Here is a 25,186-nt window from a genome sequence, read left to right as displayed (position 1 = left end):
TCGGGCAGGGGGTTCTGGCAGATGCGCTTTCCGCGCTGGAAGCGCCCAAGGGGGCCGTGGCAACCGGAGCGGGAGACGATGCGACCGTTCTGCGGCTGCCCGGCGGCGGCTTTCAGGTCCTCAGCACCGATCACCTGCGCGCCATCGTGGCGGACCCGGCCCGCATGACCCGTATCGCGGCGGTCCATGCGCTGGGCGACGTCTTCGCCATGGGGGCCACGCCCCAGATCGCCTTGGCGAGCATCGTCCTGCCGCGCATGTCCGATGCCTTGCAACGCCGAAGTCTGGAAGAGATCACGGCAGCCGCGACGGGCGTTTTCCGCGAAGTGGGTGCGCAGTTGACCGGCGGGCATACGACAATGGGGGCGGAGCTGACCATTGGCTTCGCCGTGACCGGCACCACCGACGGCCCGCCCGTGACGGTCGCCGGCGCGCAGCCGTGTGATCTGTTGTTGCTGACACGTCCGATCGGATCGGGGGTGATCATGGCCGCCACCATGCAGGGGCGCGCCCCGGGCCGGGTGACAGAGGCGGCCCTGTCAGCGATGGAACGGCCCCAGCACCGCGAAGCCGCGATCCTGTCGTCTGCCCATGCAATGACGGATGTGACCGGCTTCGGCCTTTGCGGGCATGTTCAGGCGATCTGCCGCGCCTCCGGGCTGCGGGCAACGCTGAGGCGGCAGGACATTCCGATCTACGACGGGGCGCGGGAGCTTTCGGCACAGGGAGTCGCCTCGGCGCTCTTGCCGGCCAATATGGCGGATGCGCCGGTTTCCGGCACGCCCGACCCGCTGCTGCATGATCCGCAGACGGCGGGGGGATTGCTCGCGGCGCTGGCGCCCGATGCCGCGCGGGATGCGCTTGCCCGGCTCGAAGCGGATGGGTTGTCCGGCTGGATAATCGGGGCGCTGGAAGAGGGCGAGGGCCCCATCCGCATCAGTTGAAACGCGCGGCCAGCTCGCGGGCGGTGCTTTCCAGCCGCGCGTCGGAAAGATCGGGCAGCTCGACCGGGGTGCTTCCGGAGGTAAGGCGGGCCGCGTGTTTCGTGTACCGCGGATCGTAATGGGCCGACATCAGCCCCTCTGCCAGTCTGGGCCAATCCCCTGCAGCTGCCAATGCCTGCCATTCGGCGATGACCTCTGCGGCGTGGAACGGGCGCAACCTGTCGATGAGCGCGGCAAGGGCTGCCGGATCCTCCATCAGGTCGGCATAGGCACTGCAGAGAAAGGCCGCCCGCGCGCGCAACGGGGCCTGTAGTTCGATCCGCGTCGCGTTGCCCATTGCCGTCCAGAGCATCGGGGGAACCAGCCGTTCGCCGATCTTGCTGCTTTCCGCCTCGACGAAGGTGATGCGGGCTGGATCCAGACCGTCCAAGGCAGAGGCGAGCCGCGATTCGAACATCTTCTGAGACGGCTGGCCGCCCGGGCGTGCGCCGAACAGCGACCCCCGGTGCTGCGCCAGTTCTTCGAGGTCTATGGTCTGGGCGCCTTCGGCCTGCAGAAAGCTCAGGAGCCGGGTTTTGGCCGTTCCGGTCCCGCCGCCGATCAGCATAAGGCGATGGGGCAGTTCCGTGTCATAAAGTGTTTTGGCGACCAGCCGGCGATAACTGCGGTAGCCGCCCGACAGCAGGCGCACCCGCCATCCGACCTGATCGAGGATCGTCGCGAATGCACCGGATCGTTGACCACCGCGCCAGCAATAGACGAGGGGCTGCCAATCGCCTGCCATTCCGGACAGGGGGCCCTTCAAGTGCCGGGCGGTATTCTCCGCCACCAGCGCGCCACCGATCTTTCGCGCGTCGAAGGGGCTTTGTCTTTTATAAATCGTGCCGACACGCGCGCGCTCTTCGTCGGACAGGACGGGCAGGTTGATAGCCCCCGGCACGTGGTCTTCGGCGAATTCCAGCGGGGCGCGAACATCGATGATCGTATCGAAACCGTGCTGTGTAAGACCGGAAAGCGATTCGAGGGTGAGAGGTTTCATGGCTGCGCCTGTTTTTGCCGACGCTTCGTCATACCCAATTCACCGCGGGCCTGCACCCGCAGAGATGCCCGCCAAACGCCAAGGGGCTGGTCACAGTCTGTCTGTCGGAGGGGAATTTGGTGGAGCCTAGCGGGATCGAACCGCTGACCTCCTGCATGCCATGCAGGCGCTCTCCCAGCTGAGCTAAGGCCCCGTATCGGGCCGAGGCCCGAGGTAGGATGCGCCGGTAATTAGGCGCAAGCGAAGGCGGGATCAAGCGGAAAATCCGCCCCGCCTTCGCGGAAAATCAATCGTCGTCATCGCCCCCGGCGACGTCCGCGATGTCTTCGAGCGGAACTGTATCGTCGTCATCGTCGTCATCATCGAGGATATCGTCATCCAGATCGACATCGACATCATCGTCATCGACCAATGTATCGTCTTCCTCGACCTTCGACTTCTTGGCCTTCGCCGTGACGGCGTCTTCGCGGTCCGCAGCGATCATGCGGGATTTGGAACTGTCCACCTCGACGACTTCACCGGTGTAGGGGCTGACGATCGGGTTCTTGTTCAAATCGTAGAAACGCTTGCCCGTCGTCGGGCACAGGCGCTTGGTTCCCCATTCTTCGTTGGGCATGAAACACCCTTTCTGACATTTCGGTTGCGTGTAGATGATTCCGGGCAAGTGCCATATGAGGGGGGCACTGTCAAAGGCTTTGGCCCACCCCCGCGCCATATGTAGGAACGCTGACCGCCCCATGAAAGACCCCGTTCTACCCGGTGATCCACCCGTTCCGCTCGTCTTGCGACGTTCCGCGCGGGCGCGGCGGATCACGCTTCGGATCTCGCAGGTGGACGGGCGTGTGACGCTGACGCTGCCCGCGGGGCTGCCTGCGTCCGAGGCCATGAATTTCGCCCGGGAGAAGGAGCCATGGATTCGCGGGCATCTGGCGGCGCGGGGCGGCGACATTCTGGTGGGGCACGGTGCACGCATTCCCGTTGAGGGGCGAATCTTGCCGGTGGTGCCGGGCGGGGGCCGTTCTGTAGGCTGGACGGCGGACGGTATCGCCGTGCCGGGCCCGGCGGAGACGGTCGGGCGCAAGTTGCTCGTTCAGCTTAAAGGGCTGGCGCGGGACCGGCTGGCGGCGGCCTGTGATGAATATGCCGATCGCCTTGGCCGGCCTTTCGACAGGATCACACTGCGCGACACGCGTTCGCGCTGGGGGTCTTGCACCAGCGATGGAGGGCTGATGTTTTCCTGGCGGCTGATCATGTCCCCGCCCGAGGTGCTGCGTTACGTCGCGGCGCATGAGATCGCGCATCTGGAGGAGATGAACCACTCGCCCGCCTTCTGGCAGGTGGTTCAGCGGATCCACGGTGATCACCGTCCGTACCGGAACTGGCTGCGCGAACATGGCGCGGACCTGCATCGCTATCGATTCTGAACCGGTTTCGCGTTTTCCGTATTTCCGACGTCGGCCAGCTGGCGGTTCGCCGCGATTGACGCAGGGGCCTGATGTGATCACAACGGATTCATGACCCTTGCTCCGCGGCCGAACGATTCCAACCTCGCGACCCATGACCGGCTGTACCGCCAGTTGCGCAGCCGTATCATGTACGGCGATTTGCCGCCCGGGCATGCGCTGACCCTGCGCGGCATAGGGCGCGAATACGGGGTGTCCATGACGCCCGCCCGCGAAGCGGTGAGACGCCTGTCTGCGGAGGGGGCGCTCACCATGTCTGTTTCGGGGCGAATCTCCACCCCCGAACTGGGCAACGAACGGATCGAGGAACTTGCCGCCCTGCGCGCCCTGATCGAAGTGGAACTGGCCAGCCGCGCCCTGCCGCGCGCGCATATGGCCCTGATCGAACGGTTGCAGACGATCAACGGCACCGTGGCAGAGGCCGTCGCCCACCGCGACGCGGTGAGCTATATCCGCGCAAACCTCGAATTTCACCGCACCCTCTATCTGCGCGCGCAGGCCCCTGCGATGCTCGCCATGGCGGAAACGGTCTGGCTGCAACTCGGGCCGACGATGCGGGCGCTTTATGGAAAGTTGCGGCGGACGGACCCGCCGCAGTTTCACCGGCTGATCATAGCCGCGCTGCGGGCGGGCGATGAACCCGGTCTACGGCTGGCCGTCCGTTCGGACGTGACACAAGGTTTGAGGATGCTGGCGGGCTGAATTGCCGGGTCAGGCAGCCAGACCCTTGCTGCCCATGTCGAGGTATTTGCTGCGCCGGTCTTCGATCAGGGCAGGGCCGTTCTTGCCCTCCAGTTCCTTCAGCATCTCGGCGATGGCATCACCGACGGACATGATGGCCGCCCGCGGGTTACGATGCGCGCCGCCCTTCGGCTCGGAAATGATGCGGTCCGCGACACCCAGCGCCTTGAGGTCCTGGGCGGTCAGCCGCAGGGCTTCGGCGGCTTCGCGCATTTTCTCTGCGTCCTTCCAAAGGATGGAGGCGCAGCCTTCGGGGCTGATGACCGAATAGACCGAATGTTCCAGCATGGCGACGCGGTTGGCGGTGGCAAAGGCTACGGCCCCGCCGGAGCCGCCTTCGCCGATGACCACGCTGACCAGCGGCACGCCGATCTGCAGGCATTTTTCAGTCGCGCGGGCGATGGCTTCGGACTGGCCCCGCTCCTCGGCGCCCTTGCCGGGATAGGCGCCCGGTGTGTCGATCAGGGTGACAACGGGCAGGCCGAAACGCCCGGCAAGGTCCATCAGGCGGACCGCCTTGCGATAGCCTTCGGGCCGGGCCATGCCGAAATTCCGCTCGATGCGGGATTTGGTATCGTTCCCCTTTTCATGGCCGATCACCATGACCGGCCGATCGCGGAACCGGGCAAGGCCGCCCATGACGGCGTGGTCGTCGGCAAAGTTCCTGTCCCCCGCGAGGGAGGTGTATTCGGTGAAAAGCGCGTCGATGTAGTTCTTGCAGTGAGGCCGTTCGGGGTGCCGCGCCACCTGGCATTTGCGCCAGGGCGTCAGGGACTTGTACAGATCGTCCAGCAAGCTCGCCGCCTTGGCATCCAGCGCCTTCGCTTCGGAGGAGACGTCCATATCCTCGTTGTCGCGTGCCAGCGCACGCAGTTCTTCGGCCTTGCCTTCGATCTCTGCGAGGGGTTTTTCGAAATCGAGATACTGGGTCATGCTGCGCTCCGTTTGCGTTGCGCAGATATATGGCCGTCATTCACCGGCTTTGCAACGTGGCGCGCGGTGCTGCCGCCCGGCGGGGGGCGGCAGCAGATGGCCTGCGGGGCGGGCCCGGCCCGTCACCCACGCGGTCGCGGCGTTCAGCCCTTTGCGATCATTTCGGACTGGCGCACGATGACTTCGGCCTGCTTGATGCTGGCGATATCAACGAGCCGTCCCTTGTAGACAGCCGCGCCTTCACCGCCTTGCGTGGCCTTTTCCATAGCATCGAGGATTGCGCGGGCTTCGGCCACGGCCTCTTCGGAGGGGGTGAAGACCTCGTTCGCGATGGCGACCTGTTTGGGGTGGATGGCCCATTTGCCCACCATCCCCAGCGTGGCGGAGCGGCGCGCCTGCGCGCGGAAGCCGTCATCGTCGGAAAAGTCGCCAAAGGGGCCGTCCACAGGCAGAACGCCGTGCGTGCGGCAGGCTGCAACGATGGCGGCCTGTGCCCAGTGCCACGGGTCGGACCAGTGCTTCTGGCCCTCCTGCAGCATGTAGTAGTTTTCCTGCGTTCCGCCGATCCCGGTCGTTTGCATCCCCATGGAGGCCGCGAAATCGGCGGCGCCGAGGCTCATCGCCTGCAGGCGGGGGGAACTGGCGGCGATCTCTTCCACATGGGCGATGCCGGCAGCCGATTCGATGATGACTTCGAAGGCGATCTTCTTCTTGCGGCCCTTCGCGGTTTCCACGGCAGTGGCAAGCGCATCCACGGCATAGACATCCGCGGCACAGCCCACCTTGGGGATCATGATCTGGTCAAGCCGCTCATCCGCCTGCTCCAGCAGGTCCACCACGTCCCGGTACCAATAGGGCGTATCCAGCCCGTTGATACGGACGGACAGGGTTTTGTTGCCCCAGTCGAGCGCACCGATGGCTTCGATGATATTGGCGCGTGCGCTGTCCTTGTCGGACGGGGCGACGCTGTCTTCGAGGTCGAGGTTAATCACATCCGCCTGTGAAGACGCCATCTTCTCGAAAATCGCGGGCCGCGAGCCGGGGCCAAACAACTGGCAGCGGTTCGGACGGGCCGGGGCGGTGGGCTGGATGCGGAAACTCATGGGGACCTCGGGTAATTTTGTTGCGGATCGCTTTCGGCAAACTGGTATTAAATTGCGCGCCCGCTCGCAAGCCGCATTTCGCAGGTGCAGCATGCGCCGAAGGCGGTGGCGGGCCCCGCAGGGCGAACAAAATGATTATCCTCGCCATTTTTACGTCGAATGCGCGGGCGGCTTGCGTAATAGTCCCGCCAAAGCGCGACCGGGAGACCTACGATGATCCAGACACCCTATCTTCTGTTTCTTGGCGATGCCCCGGATTCGCTGAGCGCCAAGGTGGCGCAGGGCATCAAGGACTGGCGCCCGGAAAACGCGGTGGGTCAGTACCGGCTGCCGGGGTGCAAGGCGGACTTGGGGCTGACGGACATGACCCTGGCCGAAGCCCGTGACGCCGGTGCACGGACGCTGGTGATCGGCGTCGCCAACCGGGGCGGGGTCATCAGTGCGGCGTGGAAGGACGTGCTCATCGAGGCGCTGAAGATGGGATACGACCTTGCATCCGGATTGCACAATCTTCTGGGCGATGAAGAAAGCCTTGTGAAAGCCGCGCGGGCGTCGGGCGGCACGCTGCATGACGTGCGTGTGCCCAGCGTCCAGTATCCTATTGCCGACGGGAAGAAGCGGCGCGGCAAGCGTGTTCTGGCGGTCGGCACCGATTGCTCGGTCGGCAAGATGTACACGGCACTCGCGCTTGATGATGCGATGCGGGAAAGAGGTATGAAAAGCACGTTCCGGGCCACGGGGCAGACCGGCATCCTGATCACCGGAGAAGGCGTGCCGCTCGACGCGGTGGTGGCGGATTTCATGGCGGGTTCGATCGAGTATCTGACGCCCGACAACGACGAGGATCATTGGGATATCATCGAAGGGCAGGGCAGCCTGTTCCATGTCTCCTATTCCGGGGTGACGCTTGCGTTGATCCACGGCGGTCAACCGGATGCGCTGATCCTGTGCCATGAGCCCACCCGCCAGCACATGCGCGGGCTCCCGGATTACGAATTGCCGACACTGGAGACCCTCCGCGATACCGCGCTGCCGCTTGCAAGGGTCGCGAACCCCGACTGCGAGGTGATCGGGATTTCCATCAATACACAACATATGGAAGAAGCCGAGGCGGAGGCCTATCTCACCCGGGTCGAAGAGCGTATGGGCCTCCCGTCGGTCGATCCGTTCCGGCAGGGGGCATCGCGGCTGGCGGAGGCTCTGGATGGCCTCTGATGGCCCCTCCGGGGGGAGTATTTCCGAAAGGGTGAAGGGGTTGCCCTACATACGAGGCAGGGAGCAATCCGATGAAGATTGATGTCACGCGCGATACCTTCAGGCTGGCCGAGGTGTTCACCATCAGTCGCGGTTCGCGGACCGAAGCGCAGGTTCTGACTGTCACCGTGACGGATGGGCCTCATTGGGGTCAGGGTGAATGCGTGCCCTATGCCCGCTATGGCGAAACGCTGGAGTCGGTGACGGCGCAGATCGAAGCGCTTGATATCAAGGGTCTGACCCGCGCAACGCTGGCCGACAGGCTTGCCACCGGAGCCGCGCGCAATGCGGTGGATTGCGCGCTCTGGGATCTCGAAGCGAAGGCGGCGGGGCGCAGGGTTTGGGAGCTGGCCGGACTGGCCGCCCCAGCGCCACTTCAGACGGCGTTTACCCTGTCGCTCGACACGCCCGATGCCATGCGGGCGCAGGCGGCAAAACATGCCCATCGCGGTCTGCTGAAGATCAAGCTGGGTACGCCCGATGACATGGGGCGGCTCGAAGCGGTGCGACGGGGCGCGCCGAATGCAACGCTTATCGTGGATGCCAACGAGGGGTGGAGTGCTGAGATTTACGCCCGTCTCGTGCCCGATCTTGCGCGGCTCGGGGTCGCGCTGGTGGAGCAGCCCCTTCCTGCCGGGGAGGATGAGGCCCTGCGCGGCATGGATCGCCCGGTGCCGGTCTGCGCCGACGAATCCTGCCATGATCGCGCCAGTCTGGACGCGCTCGCCGGGAAATACGACGTGGTCAACATCAAGCTCGACAAGACGGGCGGGTTGACCGAGGCGCTGGCGTTGCGCGAGGCGGCGCTGGCGCAGGGCTTCGGCGTGATGGTCGGCTGCATGGTCGGGTCTTCACTGGCGATGGCGCCGGCGGTGCTGGTCGCGCAAGCTGCGCGGATCGTCGATCTTGACGGGCCGCTGCTCTTGGCCGAAGACCGCGCCGAAGCACTGGTTTACGACGCCGCGGGGGTTCATCCCCCGACGGCGGCATTATGGGGATAGAGAGATGCGAACGGTCTATGTGAATGGTGAGTACCTGCCCGAGACGGAGGCGCGTATCTCGATCTTCGATCGCGGGTTCCTGATGGCCGACGGCGTCTATGAGGTGACCAGCGTGCTGGGGGGGAAGCTGGTGGATTTTGACGGGCATGCCCGACGGTTGAGCCGCTCGCTCAATGAGCTGCAGATGCGCAACCCGATCTCGAAGGAAGACCTGCTCGAAGTGCATCGCGAACTCGTGCGGCTCAACGAGATTGACGAGGGGTTGGTCTATCTGCAGGTCACGCGCGGCTCCGACGGGGACCGCGATTTCGTCTTCCCCGACCCGGCCACAACGGAACCCACCATCGTGCTGTTTACCCAGAGCAAACCGGGGCTCGCGGATAATCCGGCTGCGCGGAAAGGGGCGCGCATCATCAGCATCGAAGATATCCGCTGGGGGCGGCGCGACATCAAGACGGTACAGCTGCTCTATCCCAGCATGGGGAAGATGATGGCCAAGAAGGCCGGGGCGGACGATGCCTGGATGGTGGAGGACGGGCAGGTCACCGAGGGCACCTCCAACAACGCCTATATCGTGAAGGATGGCCGCATCATCACGCGGCAGCTGGGCAACGACATTTTGCACGGCATCACCCGCGCCGCCATCCTGCGGTTCGCCCGCGAAGCGCAGATGCAGGTGGAGGAGAGAGGTTTCACCATCGAGGAAGCGCAGCAGGCGGATGAGGCTTTCACCACCTCCGCCAGCGCCTTCGTCATGCCGGTGGTTTCAATCGACGGGGTCGACCTCGGCGACGGTACGCCCGGCCCCGTCGCGCTGCGGCTGCGCGAAATCTACATCGAAGAAATGCGCAAGGCCGCCGTGTAGCCAAAAGCAATCTGTAGGGCGAAGGAAGCGCAGTCAGCCCTTCTTTTCGACGTTTTCGGCGAAGGCGGTCTTGAACGCTTCTTTCTGCGCATCGCCCGCGTCGGTCTGATAATTGGCTTTCCATTCGTCCATGGACATGCCGTAGAACAATTCGCGCGCTTCGTCCTTGCCCATGTCGATTCCACGTTCCGCCGCCGCTTCCTGATACCAGCGGGACAGGCAGTTCCGGCAAAAACCGGCAAGGTTCATCATGTCGATGTTCTGTACGTCTTTGCGGTCTTCCATCAGGTGCTGCTGAAGCCTGCGGAAGGCGGCGGCCTGAAGTTCGATTTCCTGCTGGGTGTGTTCCTGTTGTGTAGACATGTCTCTCTCCTCTTTCGTCAAAGCTGGGCTTGGGCCAGTACCCTTTCAAGCAGGGGGACGAGCAGATCGGCCCAATCCTGCTGTTGTTCCTTTGTGGCAATCAGATCGTTGCGCAGTTCGATCAGGATATTGGGGCGACCGTGGCGCAGGGCGTGCCTGTCGATGGAATCGCCGGGCAGGAAGCCGGTGTAGGGCTCGTTGTAGCCGACGGTCAGGTCGGTTTCGCTGCGCAGCAGGTCCAGCATCGGGCGCGATAGCCGTTCGTCGCCCGCGTGAAGGACGCCGATCTGCCACGGTCTGGGCGGGCGACCCCGCAGTTGTGGCGTGAAACTGTGGATCGCGAGGATCACGGTCGCGGGACGTGCGGCGAGGCGGGCGTAGGCTTCGTGGTAGGGCCGGTGGCAGAGCGCCAATCTGCGTTCACGTTCCGCGGCGTCGGCGTTGCGGTTTGCCGGAATGATCGTCCCGTCGTAGAGCTTCATCAGAAGCGTGGGATCATCCTCGCCCCGGTTCGGGTCGATGACAAGCCGGGAAAAATTGCCCAGCAGTACCGGCGCATCCAGCCTGTCGCCCAGCGCCCGGCTGGTGCCGGCGGCGCCCGGATCGTAGGAAATGTGCCGGTTCATATCTTCGGCAGGCAAGCCGAGGTCACCGTTCGCGATGGCCTTGGGAACGGTCGGGGCGGCGTGATCGCAGGTAACCAGCCAGCGGCCCGAGCGGGTTTCGCCCTCGATAAGGTATGGTCGATAGTTCATATCTGTGAAACCTTTGACTTGCATCCCTAGGCCAGCTAGGGGCGGAATGAAACTCTGTGTTAACGCTAACGGTCGCCTATGGTATCTATCGCGCACAGGGGCGGGGATGCCATGAAAGTTGATGAGGAAATGACATGAGACGGATGCGGAACGTAAAGATCGTGGCCACCCTAGGGCCGGCTTCCGCCACGCGGGAAATGATCGCGGCCCTGCACAGCGCCGGGGCGGATGTCTTCCGGCTGAATATGAGCCATGGCAGCCATGAAGAGATACGTGACAAACACCGCATCATCCGCGAGATCGAAGAGGAAACCGGCGGGGCTATCGGCATTCTGGCTGACCTTCAGGGCCCGAAGCTACGGGTGGGTGTGTTCGCGCAAGATAGCGAACAGCTGGACGAAGGCGCGTCCTTCCGCCTCGACCTCGACGAAAAACAGGGGGACGCGAACCGCGTCTGCCTGCCCCATCCCGAGATTTTTGCCGCGTTGGAACCGGGATCCACCTTGTTGGTCAATGACGGAAAAATTCGGTTGAAGGTCCGGGAATGTGGGCCGGACTTCGCCGATTGCGAGGTCATGACCGGCGGTGTCATTTCCGACCGGAAGGGTGTGAACGTGCCGGACGTGGTTTTGCCATTGGCCGCCCTGTCGGAAAAGGACCGCGCCGATCTGGAGTTCGTCTGTGATCTGGGCGTGGATTGGCTGGCGCTCAGTTTTGTCCAGCGCCCCGAAGACGTGGAGGAGGCGCGCCAACTCGCCAAGGGGCGTGCGGCGATCCTGTCCAAGATCGAAAAGCCCTCCGCGGTGGCGCGGTTTGACGACATCCTCGCGGTGAGCGACGGGATCATGGTGGCGCGGGGTGATCTGGGGGTCGAACTGCCGGTGCAGAACGTCCCGCCGATCCAGAAGCGGCTGGTGCGCCGATGCCGCGCGGCGGCCAAGCCGGTGATCGTGGCCACGCAGATGCTGGAATCCATGATTGAAAGCCCGATGCCCACCCGGGCAGAGGTTTCGGACGTCGCCACCGCCATCTACGAGGGGGCCGATGCGGTCATGCTGAGCGCGGAGTCCGCCGCCGGCGATTACCCGGTCGAAGCCGTCACCACGATGGACAACGTCGCCCGCGAGGTCGAGCAGGACCCCACCTATACGCAGATCATCGAAGCCAGCCGCATCGCCGACCGCATGACGGTGGCGGACGGCATTGTCGCCGCGGCGCGGGAAATCGCCGAGACAACGAACATCAAGGCAATCTGCTGCTTTTCGCAGAGCGGTACGACCGCCCTGCTGACCGCGCGCGAACGCCCCCGCGTTCCGATCATCGCGCTGACCCCGCTGAAGGGCACGGCCCGGCGTCTGGCGCTGAGCTGGGGGACCAACTGCGTGATGACCGACAGGCATGACCGGTTCAAGCTGGCGGTTGTCAGCGCGGTGAAGGCCGCGCGCTCCGAAGGCTATGCCACGTCGGACGATCTGATCGTCGTAACGGCGGGTGTTCCCTTTAACGTGCCGGGCAGCACGAACATTCTGCGGGTGGCGCCCTGCGACGAACGTTTGATTTATTCTTCGGATCCAGAGTAGATTTCCGAAACTTTTCTGTAGGGAGGGGATATGGACCCCGATCTGGCGCTGACCCTGGGCTTGCTGATCGCGGCCCTGTCGATCCCGTCCATTATGTCCGCGATGAGCGATGGCAGGGCGCCCCGGGCCTCTGCCCTGACTGTATTGATCGCGGGCGGTTTGATCATCTACGCGGTGCGCGAAACCCCCGGGGGTTACAGCCTGAAGCGGATCCCGGATGTGATCGTAGAAGTGGCGGCGCGTTACCTGCCCTGAAACGGGGCGCATTTCCCATAACCCAAGGCTTGCCACCGGGGGAAAACCCTCCTATACGCCAGCTCTCAATCCGCGTGGCCGGCCGATGCGGCATGCCGAGTCGCGCGTAAACCGTAAGACCGATAGGAGACGGAAATGCCCAAGATGAAGACCAAATCGAGCGCCAAGAAGCGCTTCAAGATCACGGCGACCGGCAAGGTCATCGGCGGTCAGGCCGGCAAGCGGCATGGCATGATCAAGCGGACCAAGAAGTTCATTCGCGACGCGCGCGGCACGACAGTCCTGTCAGAGCCCGATGCAAAGATCATCAAGGGCTACATGCCCTACGACCGCTGATAGCTGATTTAGGAGAGCCGATATGTCCCGTGTCAAAGGTGGAACAGTCACCCACGCCCGTCACAAGAAGATCGTCAAGGCCGCCAAAGGCTACTACGGTCGTCGCAAGAACGTCTTCAAGGTCGCCACGCAGGCGGTCGACAAGGCCAACCAATACGCCACGCGTGACCGCAAGAACCGCAAGCGCAACTTCCGCGCCCTGTGGATCCAGCGTATCAACGCCGCCGTCCGCAGCCACGACGAGGCGCTGACCTACAGCCGCTTCATCAACGGTCTTTCGCTGGCCGGGATCGAAGTGGACCGCAAGGTTCTGGCCGATCTCGCCGTGCATGAGCCCGAAGCTTTCGGCGCTATCGTGAAGCAGGCGCAGGATGCGCTCGCCGCCTGAGCGGTGCGCATGATCCAAGTTTCGGAAAGGCCGTCCTTCGGGGCGGCCTTTTTCATTTGACCCTAGGCAGGGTCTGGCAGCCCGGAATGAACGAGGGGCGGCGCATATTCAATGCCCCGCCCCCCGCGATCGATAGCCCGGCCCCGAAGGGCCTCGGGCTTATTTCAGCAGCTTCAACAGTTCCCGGGCCGCTTCCTCGGAGGATGCCGGGTTCTGCCCGGTGACGAGATGCCCGTCGGTCAGAACGAAAGACGCCCAGTCGTCGCCTTTTTCGTAGTGGCCGCCATTCTCCTTCAGCATGTCCTCGACAAGGAAGGGGACGACGTCGGTCAGGCCGACGGCTTCTTCTTCCGTATTGGTGAAGCCGGTCACCTTCTTGCCGGAGACCAGCGGCTTGCCGTCTTCGCCCTGCGTATGACGGAACACCGCAGGCGCGTGGCACACTGCGCCCACGGGGCGGCCCGAGGTATAGAAGGTTTCGATCAGGCGCTTGCTGTCCTTGCTCTCTGCCAGGTCCCAAAGCGGGCCGTGGCCGCCGGGATAGAAGATCGCGTCGAACCCTTCGGCATCCACCTCGGCCAGTTTCTTGGTATTCGCGAGGTCGCGCTGGGCGGCGTCGTCATCCTTGAAGCGTTTGGTGGCGTCGGTCTGGGCGTCGTCGCTGTCGCTGTTGGGGTCCAGCGGTGGCTGACCGCCCTCGGGGGAGGCGAGGGTCACATCGGCACCGGCGTCCTTGAAGACGTAATAGGGTGCCGCGAACTCTTCGAGCCAGAAGCCGGTCTTTTTGCCGGTGTCGCCCAGTTTGTCATGCGATGTAAGAACCATCAGGATTTTCATGTCTTTTCCTTTCGGGAATGGGGAAATTGGGCGCGCCGTAGCCGGTGCCCCCTTCCGTTATTGTCCCGGCCCAACCCGTAAGGGCACCCGGGGTTCCATGGGAGTGCCGCCTTCCCTGACGTCAGGTGGTCGTGTTGATGGGTCTTTGTGCAAAGGCGCAGCCTGCACCCGCCAGCAACAGGAGCGATGCCGCGATCAGACTGTCGCCCAGATTACCGGTCCGGTCCGCCAGCAATCCCGCGCCGAGGGGGCCAACCGTTTGTGACAGGGCAAAGACGACCGTCAGCAGGCTGACGGCTGCGCCCCATTGTTCGGGCGGCAGATTGCGGCGCACGAAATGGGTCACGGCCCCGGGGGACATGAAGACGCATAAGCCGAAGATGACCGCAGAAATCAGAATGGCCGGCCCCGCGGGCAGAATGACCGGAAGCGCACTGCCCAGCGCGATGCCGATCAGCACAAGCCCAAGGGGGACGCCCGAATCGAAACGCGCGAAGACCCCCCGCCAGAGGAAGGGCGAGGCGGAGATGGCGAGGCCCAGCACCACCCAGACCAAGGCGATCCCGACAGGGCCGGTTGCCTGTTCCGTCATCCAGGCAGACAGAAAGGTGAGGTAGACGATATAGCCCAGCCCGAACCCGGCGTATCCGAACGTCAGGGGCAGGAACCGCCGCAGCGGAAGCCTGCCGGAGGCCACGGAGGCCGTGCCGGGGTGGTGCAGTTTGCCCGCAGACCAGAGCGCCCAGGGCACACAGGCCGCCCCGAGCCCGCCGATGACATACCATGCGGTGGGCCATGCTTCGGCCCCGTAGCGGCCCAGGAACAAGGGCACCGCTGCCCCGGCCAGCAGGATGCCCATGCCGCCCCCAGTACCGAAAAGCAGCGCGATGGCGAGCGCGCTGCGCCGGACATCGTCGGCAAAGAGCCGGGCGGTCAGTACACCGGCGGTGGAAAAGGACATCGCCCCGAAAAACCCGGCGGCGATGCGCCAGAAGCTCTGCCATTCCATGCCGGTGCCCCAGCCGGTCGCCAGCAGCGACAGCGCGGTGGTGAGCAGACCGAAATTGAACAGCCGCGTCACCGGCATCCGCCCGATCAGCACCATGGTGACGACCGCCCCCGCGAGGTATCCCAGCGCATTCGCGGTATTGAGCCAGCCCGCCTGTGCATAGGTCCAGCCCATATCGGTTTTCATCGCGGGCAGGATCAGCCCATAGGCAAAGCGGGCAAAACTGTTCGTGACGGTCACCCCCAGCATCAACCCGAAGAGAACCAGCCAAGGGCGGTCGGGTGCGGGCAGCGATCTGTCTGACATCATGTAATTCCTGCGGATTTGCCCATCAGTAGCCCAATGGTGCGCCCGCGCAAAGGTGCGCCCGCTTGCAATCGCAGGGCCGGGGGGCTAGCAGGACATGGCACAAATCCAAGGGCGCGTGATGGACGATCTCAAGCAGAAATACCTGAGCAGGATAGCCGATGCCGGCGATGAGGCCGCGCTCGAGGATATCCGCCTCGCAGCGGTGGGAAAGAAGGGCGAAGTCTCTCTGAAGATGCGCGAACTCGGCAAGATGACGCCCGAGGAACGGCAGGTTGCCGGGCCCGCGCTCAACGCCCTGAAGGATGAGATCAACGCGGCCTTGTCCGCCAAGAAAAGTGGCTTGGCCGATGCCGCACTGGATGAGCGCCTGCGGGGCGAATGGCTGGACGTGACGCTGCCCGCCCGGCGCCGCCCGCAGGGTACCATCCACCCCATCAGCCAGGTGACCGAGGAACTGACAGCGATCTTCGCCGAAATGGGCTTTGCCGTGGCCGAAGGGCCCCGGATCGACACCGACTGGTACAATTTCGATGCTCTCAACATCCCCGGGCATCACCCGGCGCGCGCCGAGATGGATACGTTCTACATGCACCGGGCCGAAGGCGATAACCGCCCGCCCCATGTGCTGCGCACGCACACCAGCCCCGTGCAGATACGCACGATGGAGGCCGAAGGCGCGCCGCTGCGCATCATCTGCCCGGGTGGTGTCTACCGCGCGGACTACGACCAGACCCATACGCCGATGTTCCATCAGGTGGAGGGGCTGGCGATCGACAAGAACCTGTCGATGGCCAACCTCAAGTGGACGCTGGAGGAGTTCTTCTCCGCCTTCTTCGAAATCGACGGCATCAAGACGCGGTTTCGCGCCTCGCATTTCCCCTTTACTGAACCTTCGGCAGAGGTGGACATTCAGTGTTCATGGGTCGATGGGCAGTTGCGCATCGGCGAAGGCGACGGCTGGATGGAGGTTCTCGGCTCCGGCATGGTGCATCCCAAGGTCCTGAAGGCAGGCGGTATCGACCCCGAGCAATGGCAGGGCTTTGCCTTTGGCATGGGGATCGACCGGATCGCGATGCTGAAATACGGCATCCCCGATCTGCGCGCCTTTTTCGAGTCGGACCTGCGCTGGCTGCGCCACTACGGCTTCGCGGCGCTGGACCAGCCGAATTTGCATGGTGGGTTGAGTAGGTGATCGCATCCCTGTCCGCTACGGCAGCCCCCCTCACTTTCCTCGCAATCTGCAAGGCAGCATGACATGAAATTCACCCTCTCTTGGCTGAAAGAGCATCTCGACACCACGGCGTCGCTGGAAGAGATCACCTATGCGCTGACCGACCTCGGGCTTGAGGTCGAAGGGGTCGAGGACCGTGGCGCGCGGCTGGCGGACTTCACCCTCGGATACGTCAAATCCGCCGAGAAACATCCCGATGCGGACAGGCTCCGGGTCTGTCAGGTCGAGACGGACGAAGGCATCCAGCAGATCATCTGCGGCGCGCCGAACGCCCGCGAAGGCATCACCGTCGTCATCGCGAAGCCCGGGGTCTATGTCCCGGGGATCGACACGACCATCGGGGTGGGCAAGATCCGGGGAATCGAAAGCTTCGGCATGATGGCCTCGGAGCGTGAACTGGAGTTGTCGGACGAACACGACGGCATCATCGAACTGCCCTCGGGCAAAGTGGGCGACAGCTTCGTCGACTGGCTGGCGGAGAATGACCCCGCCAAGGTCGATCCGGTGATCGAGATCGGTATCACGCCCAACAGGCCCGATGCGCTGGGCGTGCGCGGGATCGCGCGTGATCTTGCCGCGCGGGGGCTGGGCAGGCTCAAGACACGGGATGTACCGGCCGTGGATGGGACGTTCGCCTGCCCGGTGAGCGTCACCATCGACGAAGACACGCTGGAACAGGCCCCCGTTTTCTATGGCCGGGTCATTCGCGGTGTAAAGAACGGCCCCAGCCCGGCATGGCTGCAGGACAGGCTGCGGGCCATCGGTCTGCGCCCGATCAGCTTTCTGGTGGATGTCACGAACTTCTTCACCTTCGACCGCAACCGCCCGCTGCATGTCTTTGACGCCGACAAGATCGCCGGCAACGCGCTGCGCGTACACCGCGCGAAGGGCGGCGAGACATTGGTCGGTCTGGATGAGAAGACCTATACCTTCGACGAAGGCATGACGCTGATCTCCGACGCCTCGGGTGTCGAAAGCATTGCCGGCGTCATGGGCGGCCTGCCCAGCGGCGTCACCGAGGAGACGGTCAATGTCTTCATCGAAGCGGCCTATTTCGATCCGGTGCGGACGGCCTATACCGGGCGCGCGCTCAAGATCAATTCGGACGCGCGTTACCGGTTCGAGCGGGGCATCGACCCTGAATGGACGCCTTATGGCATCGAACATGCCACGCGCATGATCCTTGATCACGCGGGGGGCGAGCCTTCTGAGGTCGTCGTGGCGGGGCAGGTGCCTGATACGGGCCGGGCCTACCGGCTGGATGCCGCGCGGGTCCAGTCACTGGTGGGCATGACCATTCCCGAAAGCGAACAGCGCCAGACGCTCACCAATCTGGGTTTCCGGCTGGAGGGCAACATGGCGCATGTGCCGTCCTGGCGCCCCGATGTGCAGGGAGAGGCCGATCTGGTGGAGGAAGTGGCGCGGATCGCATCGCTCACCAAGTTGGAGGGCAAGCCCCTTCCGCGGTTGAGCGACGGTGTTCCGAGCCCCGTGCTGTCCCCCCTGCAGCGGCGTGAAAGCGCGGCCCGCCGTACGGCAGCTGCCTTGGGCTACCATGAATGCGTCAGCTACAGTTTCATCGATCAGACCAGCGCGGCGCTGTTCGGCGGCGGTACGGAAGAGACGCGGCTTGAGAACCCGATTTCCAGCGATATGAGCCATATGCGCCCCGCACTTTTGCCTGCCCTGTTGCAGGCCGCAGCACGCAATCAGGCGCGCGGCTTCGCGGATATGGCCCTGTTCGAAATGGGTCCTGCGTTTCACGGCGGGGAGCCGGGGGAGCAGCATACGGTCATCAGCGGGATTCTCGTTGGGCGTACCGGCCCGAAGGACGTCCACGGCGCTGCCCGGGCTGTCGATGTTTTCGACGTGAAGGCGGACGCCGAAGCGATCCTTGCGGCGATGGGAGCGCCGGAGAAAACGCAGATCCTGCGCGGGGGCGACCCGTGGTGGCACCCGGGGCGCCATGGCCGCATATGCCTTGGCCCGAAGAAGGTGCTGGGCGTTTTCGGAGAATTGCATCCACGCGTTCTTGCCGCGATGGATGTGAAGGGGCCGGTGATGGGTTTCACTCTGTGGCCGCAGGAAGTACCCTTGCCGCGCAAATCGGGCGCCACACGTCCTGCGCTGCAGATCAACGATCTGCAGGCGGTGGAACGGGATTTCGCCTTCGTGGTCGATGCGGACGTCGAGGCGCTGACCCTGGTCAATGCCGCGATGGGAGCGGACAAGACCTTGATCGAGGATGTGCGCGTCTTTGACGAGTTCATCGGCGGATCGCTGGGAGAGGGTCGCAAGTCCCTTGCCATCACCGTGCGGATGCGTCCGGTGGACCGTACACTGAAGGACGCCGAGATCGAGGCCGTGGGCAAGAAGATCGTCGAGAAGGTCACCAAGGCCACGGGCGGCACGCTACGCGGCTAGGTCGGATGCCTCCGGCGGGAGTATTTTGAAAAAGGTGAAGGGCCATGGGCCCGAGTAAGGGGGAAGAGATGACGATCAGGGTTTATCTGTCGGGTGAAATTCATACGGACTGGCGCGATCGCATCATCGCGGGTGCGAAAGATCTGGATGTGGCATTCGATGCGCCCGTCACGGATCACGCTGCCAGCGACGATTGCGGTGTGGCGATCCTGGGCGCCGAGGATGACAAGTTCTGGCATGACCGCAAGGGCGCGCAGCTCAACGCCATTCGCACGCGCCGGGGGATCGAACGGGCGGATATCGTGGTGGTCCGCTTCGGCGATCAGTACAAGCAGTGGAATGCCGCTTTCGACGCGGGCTATGCCGCCGCCCTGGGCAAATCACTGGTGATCCTGCACGGGCCGGATCATGCCCATGCATTGAAGGAAGTGGACGCAGCGGCGCTGGCCGTGGCGTCGGAGCCTGAGCAGGTGGTGGATATTCTGCGGTATGTGCTGAAAGGCACCCTGCCGGGGTGAGTGGCGGGTGCCTTTCCCTTCTCGGGGTGAGGGCTATTCGTCCGAGGGTATCTTGCGGCCCTTCTGTACGGCGGGGCGGTCGTTGAACCGTTCCACGTAATCCACCAGATTGGTGTGGTCTGACCAGTTTACCGCGTCTTTCGCGCCGTAGAAGTCCAGCGCCCCGAGCCAGGGCGCGATGGCGATATCGGCTATGGAAAAATGTGACCCGGCGATCCACGTCTTGCCCGCCAGTTCAAGGTTCAGAACGCCGAGCAGGCGCTTTGCCTCGTCAATGTAGCGTTGCTGCGGGCGCTTGTCGTCCCATTCGCTTCCCGCGAATTTGTAGAAAAACCCGAGCTGTCCCAGCATCGGGCCAAGGCCGCCCATCTGGAACATCAGCCATTGAATGATATGCGCCCTTTCGGCGGGATCCGATCCAAGGAACTTGCCGCTCTTTTCCGCGAGGTAGATGAGGATCGCGCCGGATTCGAAGAGCCCCAGCGGCGCCCCGTTGGGACCGTCGGGGTCGATGATGGCCGGGATCTTGTTGTTGGGGTTCAGCGACAGGAACTCAGGGCTTTTGACATCCTCGTCCGACAGGGTGACCCGGTGGGGTTCGTAGGGCAGGCCCGTTTCCTCGAGCATGATCGAGGCCTTGACGCCGTTTGGCGTGGGGAAGGAGTAAAGCTGGATCACGTCGGAATTGCGGGGGGGCCATTTGTTGGTGATGGGAAAGGCGCTCAGGTCGGCCATGAAGTTCTCCTATGATGTTTGTTCTCAGCTAGCCGCCTGGTTGTCGATTTACAGGGTACCTCTTCGTAAATTCATGCTACCGGAGCGATAGTACTGCCTTCGCCGCTTTTGCTGGTGGCGACGCAAAATTGACGAAAAGGACAGATCATGCTGAACGAATTCAAGGATTTCATCGCCAAGGGAAACGTGATGGACCTCGCCGTGGGGATCATCATCGGCGCGGCTTTCACGGCCATCGTCAATTCGCTGGTGGGCGATCTGATCAATCCGTTGATCGGGCTGATCATCGGCGGTGTGGATTTCAAGGACATGTATGTGGTGATGTCGGGCGAGGTGCCTGCCAATGCAGGTTTGGACGCGGCGCGGGAAAGCGGCGCGGCCATCTTTGCCTACGGGGCCTTCGTGACCGCCTGCATCAATTTCCTGATCATCGCCTTTGTCGTCTTCATGCTGGTGAAGTTCGTCAATCGCGTGAAATCACTGGCGGAAAAGCCGGATGAGGTCGCGCCGGAGGTGCATACCGGCCCCAGCCAGTTGGACGTCCTGCTGCAGATCCGGGATCAGTTGGCGAAGTCCGACCGGGTCTGAGTTGCGAAAGGCCCGCCTCGGGCGGGCCTATTGGTTCGGGCAGGGTGTTCAGGCAGAGATCGCCTGATCCGGCGAAATGCTCTCTATCCCCAAGGCTTCGCCTACGGCGGCATAGGTCAGTTTGCCTGCATGCACGTTCAGCCCTGCCTTGAGGTGCGGATCATCCGCGCAGGCCTGTTTCCAGCCCTTGTTGGCGAGGGCGAGCATGAAGGGCATCGTCGCATTGCCGAGCGCGATGGTGGACGTGCGCGCCACTGCACCCGGCATGTTGGCCACGCAGTAATGCATGATGCCATCGACTTCGTAGACAGGATCCTGATGCGTCGTGGCTTTGGAGGTCTCGAAGCATCCGCCCTGATCGATGGCGACATCCACAAGGGCCGCCCCGGGCTTGAGTTCTGACAATTGCGCCCGGCTGATGAGCTTGGGGGCCGCGGCACCGGGAATGAGCACCGCACCGATGATCATGTCCGCTTCGCGCGCGAGGTCGATGGTATTGCCTGCGCTCGCGTAGGAGGTGTTGAAAACCGTCCCGAAGACATCATCGAGATAGCGCAACCGCGGCAGCGACCGGTCGAGTACGGTCACATCCGCGCCCATTCCCGCGGCAATCCGCGCCGCATGGGTACCGACCACGCCGCCGCCGATCACGACGACGCGGGCGGGGCCAACACCGGGAACACCCCCCATGAGCACACCGCGCCCGCCGTTCGCTTTTTGCAATGTCCAGGCCCCGACCTGCGGGGCGAGGCGGCCTGCAACCTCGGACATGGGCGCCAGCAACGGCAGGCCGCCCGCACGACCCGTGACCGTTTCATAGGCGATGCAGGTCGAGCCAGAGGCCAGCAGGTCCTTTGTCTGCTCCGGGTCGGGTGCGAGGTGCAGGTAGGTGAACAAAAGCTGGCCTTCACGCAGCATCTTACGCTCGCCTGCCTGCGGTTCCTTTACCTTCACGATCATGTCGGCGGCGGCAAAGATTTCTTCGGCTGTGGCGATAATGGTCGCGCCGGCGGCTTCATAGGCGGCATCGTCAAAGCCCGCGCCCACACCGGCCCCTTTCTGAACGATCACCTCGTGACCGTGGGAGACCGCTTCCTGCGCGGCGTTGGGCGTCAGGCCGACGCGAAATTCCTGCGGTTTGATTTCCGTGGGGCATCCGATCTTCATGGGGTCCTCTCCTTTGAATTTGCCCGAGGGTAGGCGAAGGCGCTCGCAAACTGGTGCGAAAGGGCGGGTTTTCCATCGCGCGCTTTAGTATAATATTGCGCATGATGGAGGTTATACGCGAAAGTTTTGCAACTATGCAGCTAGATGAGACGGATCGGCGTATTCTGAACGCCCTTCAGCGCAATGGGCAATTATCCAATGGCGGGCTTTCGGAACTCGTCAATCTGTCGCCTTCCGCCTGCCACCGGCGGGTCCAGCGGCTGGAAAAAGAGGGCGTCATCCGCGATTACGTCGCCCTTTTGGACGCCCGCAAACTGGGCGTCGCGACGACCGTATTCGTTGAGATCACTCTGCAGGGGCAGGCGGACGAAGTGCTGGAGGCGTTTGAAAAGGCGGTCGCGCGCATCCCCGATGTGCTGGAATGTCATCTCATGGCGGGGACGGCGGATTACCTGCTCAAGGTCGTCGCCGAGAATACGGAGGATTTCGCGCGCATTCACCGCCAGCATCTCGCCCGGCTGCCGGGTGTCGCGCAGATGCAATCCAGCTTTGCGCTACGCACCGTTTGCCGGACGACGGCACTGCCGATTACCTGAGGGTCGAGCCGACCTTTGAAACCGGCGATCCATGCTTATGTCACCTCCATGGTCAGCCCAGAGGAGTGACGTGATGATAGAAGTCTTGGAAAGCAGCCGTGACGACGTGCTTGAGGTACGTATCAAGGCCCCGGTCAGTGATCGCGATTATACCGAAGTTCTGATGCCCGCCATCGATGCGGGCATTGCACGCGCAGACCAGTTGCGTCTGCTTTGTATTCTGGAAGCCGGCGCCAGCGATTTCACCTTGGGCGCATTGTGGGACGATGCGCGCATGGGGCTGGCACGCTGGCGCGGATTCGAAAGGATCGCGGTGGTATCGAAGGCCACCGGGGTGGCCCGGACGATCCGCACCCTGTCCATTCTGATGCCCTGTCCGGTTGCGGTGTTCGACCCCGGCGAAGAGGATGACGCCCGGCGCTGGCTGACCGAATCCCTCGGGGCCATTCACCAGACCGATCTGGGCAACGGCGTTCTGCATGTGGCCCTTGTGGGTAAGGTGGATGCAGACGACTACGAGGAAGAAACCCGCGATCTGAATGCCTTTATCCGCGCGAATGGCACGTTCCGCCTGCTGCTGGACCTGCGCGAATTCGACGGCTGGCAGGGGCTGGCGGGGGTGAAGGACCATTTCAAGCTCGTCCGCAGCCATGTGGCTGATCTGGACCGGGTTGCCATCGTCGGCACCCGTGCCTGGCAAAAGTTCGTCGTTCGGATCGGCCAACGGCTGCTCGGCAAGGAAGCGCGCTATTTCCCGGCCGACGCCTTTGACGATGCAAAGGCCTGGGTTTCGAAGGGCTGAAAAGCAAAGACCCTCGGGGCCAGGGGCCACGAGGGTCGAATTTTCGGCATTACGCTTCGGATGATTTACATCATACCTTCGCGTTGCGCTTTTTTGCGTGCCAGCTTGCGGGCACGGCGGATCGCTTCGGCTTTCTCGCGCGCCTTTTTCTCGGACGGCTTTTCGAAATGCTGCTTGAGCTTCATTTCACGGAAAACGCCTTCGCGCTGAAGCTTCTTCTTCAGAGCCCGGAGGGCCTGATCGACGTTGTTGTCGCGAACACTAACCTGCATGTGGTTGTCACCACCTTTCTAGGATAAAGTTGCAAGGATTTGCAGGAAACCGCCCTATATCAACCGAAAGGCAAATTGTCCACCCTTCAGCCCGGCGAAAAGGAGCGTTCCATGACTGACCCCCTTCCTGACCCGAAATCCAGACTTCTGGACGCGGCACTGCCGCATGTAGCCTTCGACGGATGGACCGAAAAGACCTTTGAGGCGGCCATTCGCGATTCGGATGTTTCCCCCACCGTGGCGCGGGCCAGTTGCCCCCGGGGCGGTGTCGATTTGGCGGTCGCCTATCACAAACGGGGCGATGAACTGATGCTGGAACGCCTGAAAGCCGCGCCCATGACCGATATGCGGTTTCGCGACCGCATCGCGGCAGCGGTACGTTTTCGCATCGAAGCGATTGACGACAAGGAAGCGGTGCGGCGGGGCAGCTCGCTTTTTGCGCTGCCGCAATATGCGCCAGACGGGGCCAAGCTGATATGGGGCACCGCCGACGCGATCTGGGACGCGCTGGGCGATACCTCCGAAGACGTCAACTGGTACACCAAACGCGCAACACTCAGCGGCGTCTATTCCGCAACGGTCCTCTATTGGCTCGGAGATACCAGTGAGGGCAACGCCGCCACCTGGGCCTTTCTGGACCGGCGGATCGATGACGTGATGCAGATCGAGAAGCTGAAGGCGCAGGTTCGCGAAAGCCCGACGCTCAGCCGGCTGATGGCCGGGCCCAATTGGCTACTGAGCCATGTGAAGGCGCCCGCGCGGATGCCCCGGATGAACTTTCCCGGCAGCTGGACCGCACCGCGCCGCTGACGGCTTTCCCCCCGGTGGAACTGGTGGTAGGTCCGCCGGAGGTTCCCATCGAAGATAGAAGGTCATGTCCGACGAAGCGCCACTGATCGCCCTCAGGCAGGTGAGCTACGCACCGGGCGGAGCAAACGTCCTGTCCGACATCGATTTCGCCGCATCCGAACGACGGATCGGGATCGTCGGACGCAACGGATCGGGCAAGACGACGCTGGCACGCGTAATGGCGGGGCTGGTGGCCCCCGATAGCGGGACGGTCCGGATCGCCGGCGCCGATGTCGTGGCGGACCGGAAGGCCGCGCTCGCGCTTGTGGGAATACTCTTCCAGAACCCGGATCACCAGATCATCTTTCCCACGGTCGCCGAGGAACTGCGCTTTGGCCTCTTGCAGATGCGCTTGCCGGAGGAGGAGGTCGATGCCCGGGTCGCGGACGTGTTGGCGCGGTTCGACCGGTCCCACTGGGCGGAAGCAACCGTACATACGATGTCTCAGGGGCAGCGGCAGCTTGTGTGCCTCATGGCGGTTTTGGCGATGGCTCCGCAGGTGATCATCCTGGATGAACCTTTTTCCGGGCTCGATATCCCCACCGCCCTGCAACTGGAGCGCCGGCTCGCGGCCATCGATTGCACGGTCATCCAGATCACCCACGATCCGCGCATGGTCGCTGATCATGACCGCGTCCTGTGGATCGAGAACGGACGGATCGAGGAGGACGGGCCGCCCGCCTCCGTGCTTCCGGTCTTCGAAGCGCGGATGCATGAGCAGGGGGCGCGTGATGATCGCACTGACCTCGCCGGTTGAGACACCTGCACATCACTGGCCCGCCGGACTGAAGCTCGCGGCGCTATGTATCGTGACGATCATCCTTTTCGC

General features: G+C 63.4%; 29 protein-coding genes and 1 tRNA gene. 18 read left to right on the top strand and 12 right to left on the bottom strand.

Annotated elements, in window-relative coordinates:
• Window positions 1–944: selenide, water dikinase SelD (selD, locus tag A3728_RS01980; protein ID WP_067919797.1), on the top strand; the 944-nt coding region annotated here is incomplete at its 5' end.
• Here the strand turns inward: selD and mnmH are convergent.
• From mnmH to A3728_RS01965, 3 genes are all read right to left on the bottom strand, one after another.
• On the bottom strand, window positions 937–1,983 hold the full coding sequence (gene mnmH, locus A3728_RS01975) for a tRNA 2-selenouridine(34) synthase MnmH (protein WP_067919796.1): 1,047 nt from the start codon (window positions 1,981–1,983) through the stop codon (window positions 937–939). The two genes, selD and mnmH, sit on opposite strands and share 8 nt — an antisense overlap.
• A gap of 117 nt (window positions 1,984–2,100) precedes the next feature.
• Window positions 2,101–2,176 (bottom strand) — tRNA-Ala (locus tag A3728_RS01970).
• Between the two features lie 93 nt (window positions 2,177–2,269).
• A complete protein-coding gene (locus A3728_RS01965) occupies window positions 2,270–2,599 on the bottom strand; it encodes a TIGR02300 family protein (RefSeq protein ID WP_067919792.1) in 330 nt (109 codons plus the stop codon).
• A 121-nt stretch (window positions 2,600–2,720) separates the two neighbouring features.
• Here A3728_RS01965 and A3728_RS01960 point away from each other — a divergent pair, with 121 nt between their 5' ends.
• Window positions 2,721–3,407, top strand: coding sequence for a M48 family metallopeptidase (locus tag A3728_RS01960; RefSeq protein ID WP_067919790.1), 687 nt, complete (start codon window positions 2,721–2,723; stop codon window positions 3,405–3,407).
• Between the two features lie 90 nt (window positions 3,408–3,497).
• The gene (locus A3728_RS01955) at window positions 3,498–4,148 is read left to right on the top strand and encodes a GntR family transcriptional regulator (RefSeq protein WP_067919788.1); all 651 of its coding nucleotides are present in this window, start codon (window positions 3,498–3,500) and stop codon (window positions 4,146–4,148) included.
• Window positions 4,149–4,157: 9 nt separating this feature from the next.
• Here A3728_RS01955 and A3728_RS01950 read toward each other — a convergent pair whose 3' ends face one another.
• Entirely contained in the window at window positions 4,158–5,120 is a 963-nt protein-coding gene (locus tag A3728_RS01950; protein ID WP_067919785.1) for an acetyl-CoA carboxylase carboxyltransferase subunit alpha, read from the bottom strand.
• Window positions 5,121–5,263: 143 nt separating this feature from the next.
• Window positions 5,264–6,223, bottom strand: a complete 960-nt coding sequence (locus tag A3728_RS01945) for an L-malyl-CoA/beta-methylmalyl-CoA lyase (RefSeq protein ID WP_067919783.1) — start codon at window positions 6,221–6,223, stop codon at window positions 5,264–5,266.
• A 213-nt stretch (window positions 6,224–6,436) separates the two neighbouring features.
• Between A3728_RS01945 and dgcN the strand changes: the two genes are divergently transcribed.
• From dgcN to A3728_RS01930, 3 genes are all read left to right on the top strand, one after another.
• A complete protein-coding gene (gene dgcN / locus A3728_RS01940) occupies window positions 6,437–7,438 on the top strand; it encodes an N-acetyltransferase DgcN (RefSeq protein WP_067919782.1) in 1,002 nt (333 codons plus the stop codon).
• Window positions 7,439–7,509: 71 nt separating this feature from the next.
• Entirely contained in the window at window positions 7,510–8,478 is a 969-nt protein-coding gene (gene dgcA, locus A3728_RS01935; protein WP_067919781.1) for an N-acetyl-D-Glu racemase DgcA, read from the top strand.
• A 4-nt stretch (window positions 8,479–8,482) separates the two neighbouring features.
• Complete coding sequence (locus tag A3728_RS01930; RefSeq protein WP_067919780.1) at window positions 8,483–9,343, top strand: D-amino-acid transaminase; 861 nt, start codon at window positions 8,483–8,485, stop codon at window positions 9,341–9,343.
• A 33-nt stretch (window positions 9,344–9,376) separates the two neighbouring features.
• On the opposite strand, the gene A3728_RS01925 is transcribed toward A3728_RS01930, so the two are convergent.
• Together A3728_RS01925 and A3728_RS01920 are read right to left on the bottom strand one after the other, a co-directional pair.
• Window positions 9,377–9,706: a DUF1244 domain-containing protein gene (locus A3728_RS01925; RefSeq protein WP_067919779.1), complete on the bottom strand. Its 330-nt coding sequence runs from the start codon at window positions 9,704–9,706 to the stop codon at window positions 9,377–9,379.
• A 17-nt stretch (window positions 9,707–9,723) separates the two neighbouring features.
• Complete coding sequence (locus A3728_RS01920) at window positions 9,724–10,461, bottom strand: N-formylglutamate amidohydrolase (RefSeq protein ID WP_067919778.1); 738 nt, start codon at window positions 10,459–10,461, stop codon at window positions 9,724–9,726.
• Between the two features lie 134 nt (window positions 10,462–10,595).
• On the opposite strand from A3728_RS01920, the gene pyk reads away from it, so the two are divergent.
• From pyk to rplT, 4 genes are all read left to right on the top strand, one after another.
• A complete protein-coding gene (gene pyk / locus A3728_RS01915; RefSeq protein ID WP_067919777.1) occupies window positions 10,596–12,041 on the top strand; it encodes a pyruvate kinase in 1,446 nt (481 codons plus the stop codon).
• A 30-nt stretch (window positions 12,042–12,071) separates the two neighbouring features.
• The gene (locus A3728_RS01910) at window positions 12,072–12,296 is read left to right on the top strand and encodes a hypothetical protein (RefSeq protein ID WP_067919776.1); all 225 of its coding nucleotides are present in this window, start codon (window positions 12,072–12,074) and stop codon (window positions 12,294–12,296) included.
• A gap of 135 nt (window positions 12,297–12,431) precedes the next feature.
• Window positions 12,432–12,632, top strand: coding sequence for a 50S ribosomal protein L35 (gene rpmI / locus A3728_RS01905; protein ID WP_067919775.1), 201 nt, complete (start codon window positions 12,432–12,434; stop codon window positions 12,630–12,632).
• Between the two features lie 22 nt (window positions 12,633–12,654).
• Window positions 12,655–13,020: a 50S ribosomal protein L20 gene (rplT, locus tag A3728_RS01900; RefSeq protein ID WP_067919765.1), complete on the top strand. Its 366-nt coding sequence runs from the start codon at window positions 12,655–12,657 to the stop codon at window positions 13,018–13,020.
• Between the two features lie 159 nt (window positions 13,021–13,179).
• Here rplT and A3728_RS01895 read toward each other — a convergent pair whose 3' ends face one another.
• A complete protein-coding gene (locus A3728_RS01895) occupies window positions 13,180–13,857 on the bottom strand; it encodes a type 1 glutamine amidotransferase domain-containing protein (RefSeq protein WP_067919763.1) in 678 nt (225 codons plus the stop codon).
• Window positions 13,858–13,978: 121 nt separating this feature from the next.
• On the bottom strand, window positions 13,979–15,172 hold the full coding sequence (locus A3728_RS01890) for a YbfB/YjiJ family MFS transporter (RefSeq protein WP_067919761.1): 1,194 nt from the start codon (window positions 15,170–15,172) through the stop codon (window positions 13,979–13,981).
• 121 nt (window positions 15,173–15,293) lie between these two features.
• On the opposite strand from A3728_RS01890, the gene pheS reads away from it, so the two are divergent.
• From pheS to A3728_RS01875, 3 genes are all read left to right on the top strand, one after another.
• On the top strand, window positions 15,294–16,367 hold the full coding sequence (gene pheS / locus A3728_RS01885; RefSeq protein WP_067919803.1) for a phenylalanine--tRNA ligase subunit alpha: 1,074 nt from the start codon (window positions 15,294–15,296) through the stop codon (window positions 16,365–16,367).
• Between the two features lie 63 nt (window positions 16,368–16,430).
• Window positions 16,431–18,830 carry a phenylalanine--tRNA ligase subunit beta gene (gene pheT, locus A3728_RS01880; RefSeq protein WP_067919759.1) on the top strand — a complete coding sequence of 800 codons (2,400 nt, stop codon included), beginning with the start codon at window positions 16,431–16,433 and terminating at the stop codon, window positions 18,828–18,830.
• Window positions 18,831–18,898: 68 nt separating this feature from the next.
• A complete protein-coding gene (locus A3728_RS01875) occupies window positions 18,899–19,348 on the top strand; it encodes a YtoQ family protein (RefSeq protein ID WP_067919801.1) in 450 nt (149 codons plus the stop codon).
• A 33-nt stretch (window positions 19,349–19,381) separates the two neighbouring features.
• Here A3728_RS01875 and A3728_RS01870 read toward each other — a convergent pair whose 3' ends face one another.
• Entirely contained in the window at window positions 19,382–20,083 is a 702-nt protein-coding gene (locus A3728_RS01870) for a glutathione S-transferase family protein (protein WP_067919753.1), read from the bottom strand.
• 147 nt (window positions 20,084–20,230) lie between these two features.
• On the opposite strand from A3728_RS01870, the gene mscL reads away from it, so the two are divergent.
• Complete coding sequence (mscL, locus tag A3728_RS01865; protein ID WP_067919752.1) at window positions 20,231–20,671, top strand: large conductance mechanosensitive channel protein MscL; 441 nt, start codon at window positions 20,231–20,233, stop codon at window positions 20,669–20,671.
• Between the two features lie 48 nt (window positions 20,672–20,719).
• Here the strand turns inward: mscL and ald are convergent, their stop codons facing one another.
• On the bottom strand, window positions 20,720–21,838 hold the full coding sequence (gene ald / locus A3728_RS01860) for an alanine dehydrogenase (RefSeq protein WP_067919751.1): 1,119 nt from the start codon (window positions 21,836–21,838) through the stop codon (window positions 20,720–20,722).
• Window positions 21,839–21,972: 134 nt separating this feature from the next.
• On the opposite strand from ald, the gene A3728_RS01855 reads away from it, so the two are divergent.
• Together A3728_RS01855 and A3728_RS01850 are read left to right on the top strand one after the other, a co-directional pair.
• Window positions 21,973–22,434, top strand: coding sequence for an Lrp/AsnC family transcriptional regulator (locus tag A3728_RS01855; protein ID WP_067919750.1), 462 nt, complete (start codon window positions 21,973–21,975; stop codon window positions 22,432–22,434).
• A 73-nt stretch (window positions 22,435–22,507) separates the two neighbouring features.
• Window positions 22,508–23,236 (top strand): STAS/SEC14 domain-containing protein, encoded by a 729-nt coding sequence (locus A3728_RS01850; protein ID WP_067919749.1) that lies wholly within the window; start codon window positions 22,508–22,510, stop codon window positions 23,234–23,236.
• Between the two features lie 65 nt (window positions 23,237–23,301).
• Here A3728_RS01850 and rpsU read toward each other — a convergent pair whose 3' ends face one another.
• Window positions 23,302–23,508: a 30S ribosomal protein S21 gene (gene rpsU, locus A3728_RS01845; RefSeq protein WP_007118112.1), complete on the bottom strand. Its 207-nt coding sequence runs from the start codon at window positions 23,506–23,508 to the stop codon at window positions 23,302–23,304.
• Window positions 23,509–23,619: 111 nt separating this feature from the next.
• Between rpsU and A3728_RS01840 the strand changes: the two genes are divergently transcribed.
• On the top strand, window positions 23,620–24,318 hold the full coding sequence (locus A3728_RS01840) for a COQ9 family protein (RefSeq protein ID WP_067919748.1): 699 nt from the start codon (window positions 23,620–23,622) through the stop codon (window positions 24,316–24,318).
• 64 nt (window positions 24,319–24,382) lie between these two features.
• On the top strand, window positions 24,383–25,114 hold the full coding sequence (locus A3728_RS01835) for an energy-coupling factor ABC transporter ATP-binding protein (protein ID WP_067919747.1): 732 nt from the start codon (window positions 24,383–24,385) through the stop codon (window positions 25,112–25,114).
• The last annotated feature ends 72 nt before the right edge of the window (window positions 25,115–25,186 follow it).

Source organism: Sulfitobacter sp. HI0040, from assembly GCF_001634885.1.
GTDB lineage: Bacteria > Pseudomonadota > Alphaproteobacteria > Rhodobacterales > Rhodobacteraceae > Sulfitobacter.
The sequence above is the reverse complement of the archived record's forward strand: the minus strand, read 5'-3'. Positions and strand labels throughout refer to the sequence as shown.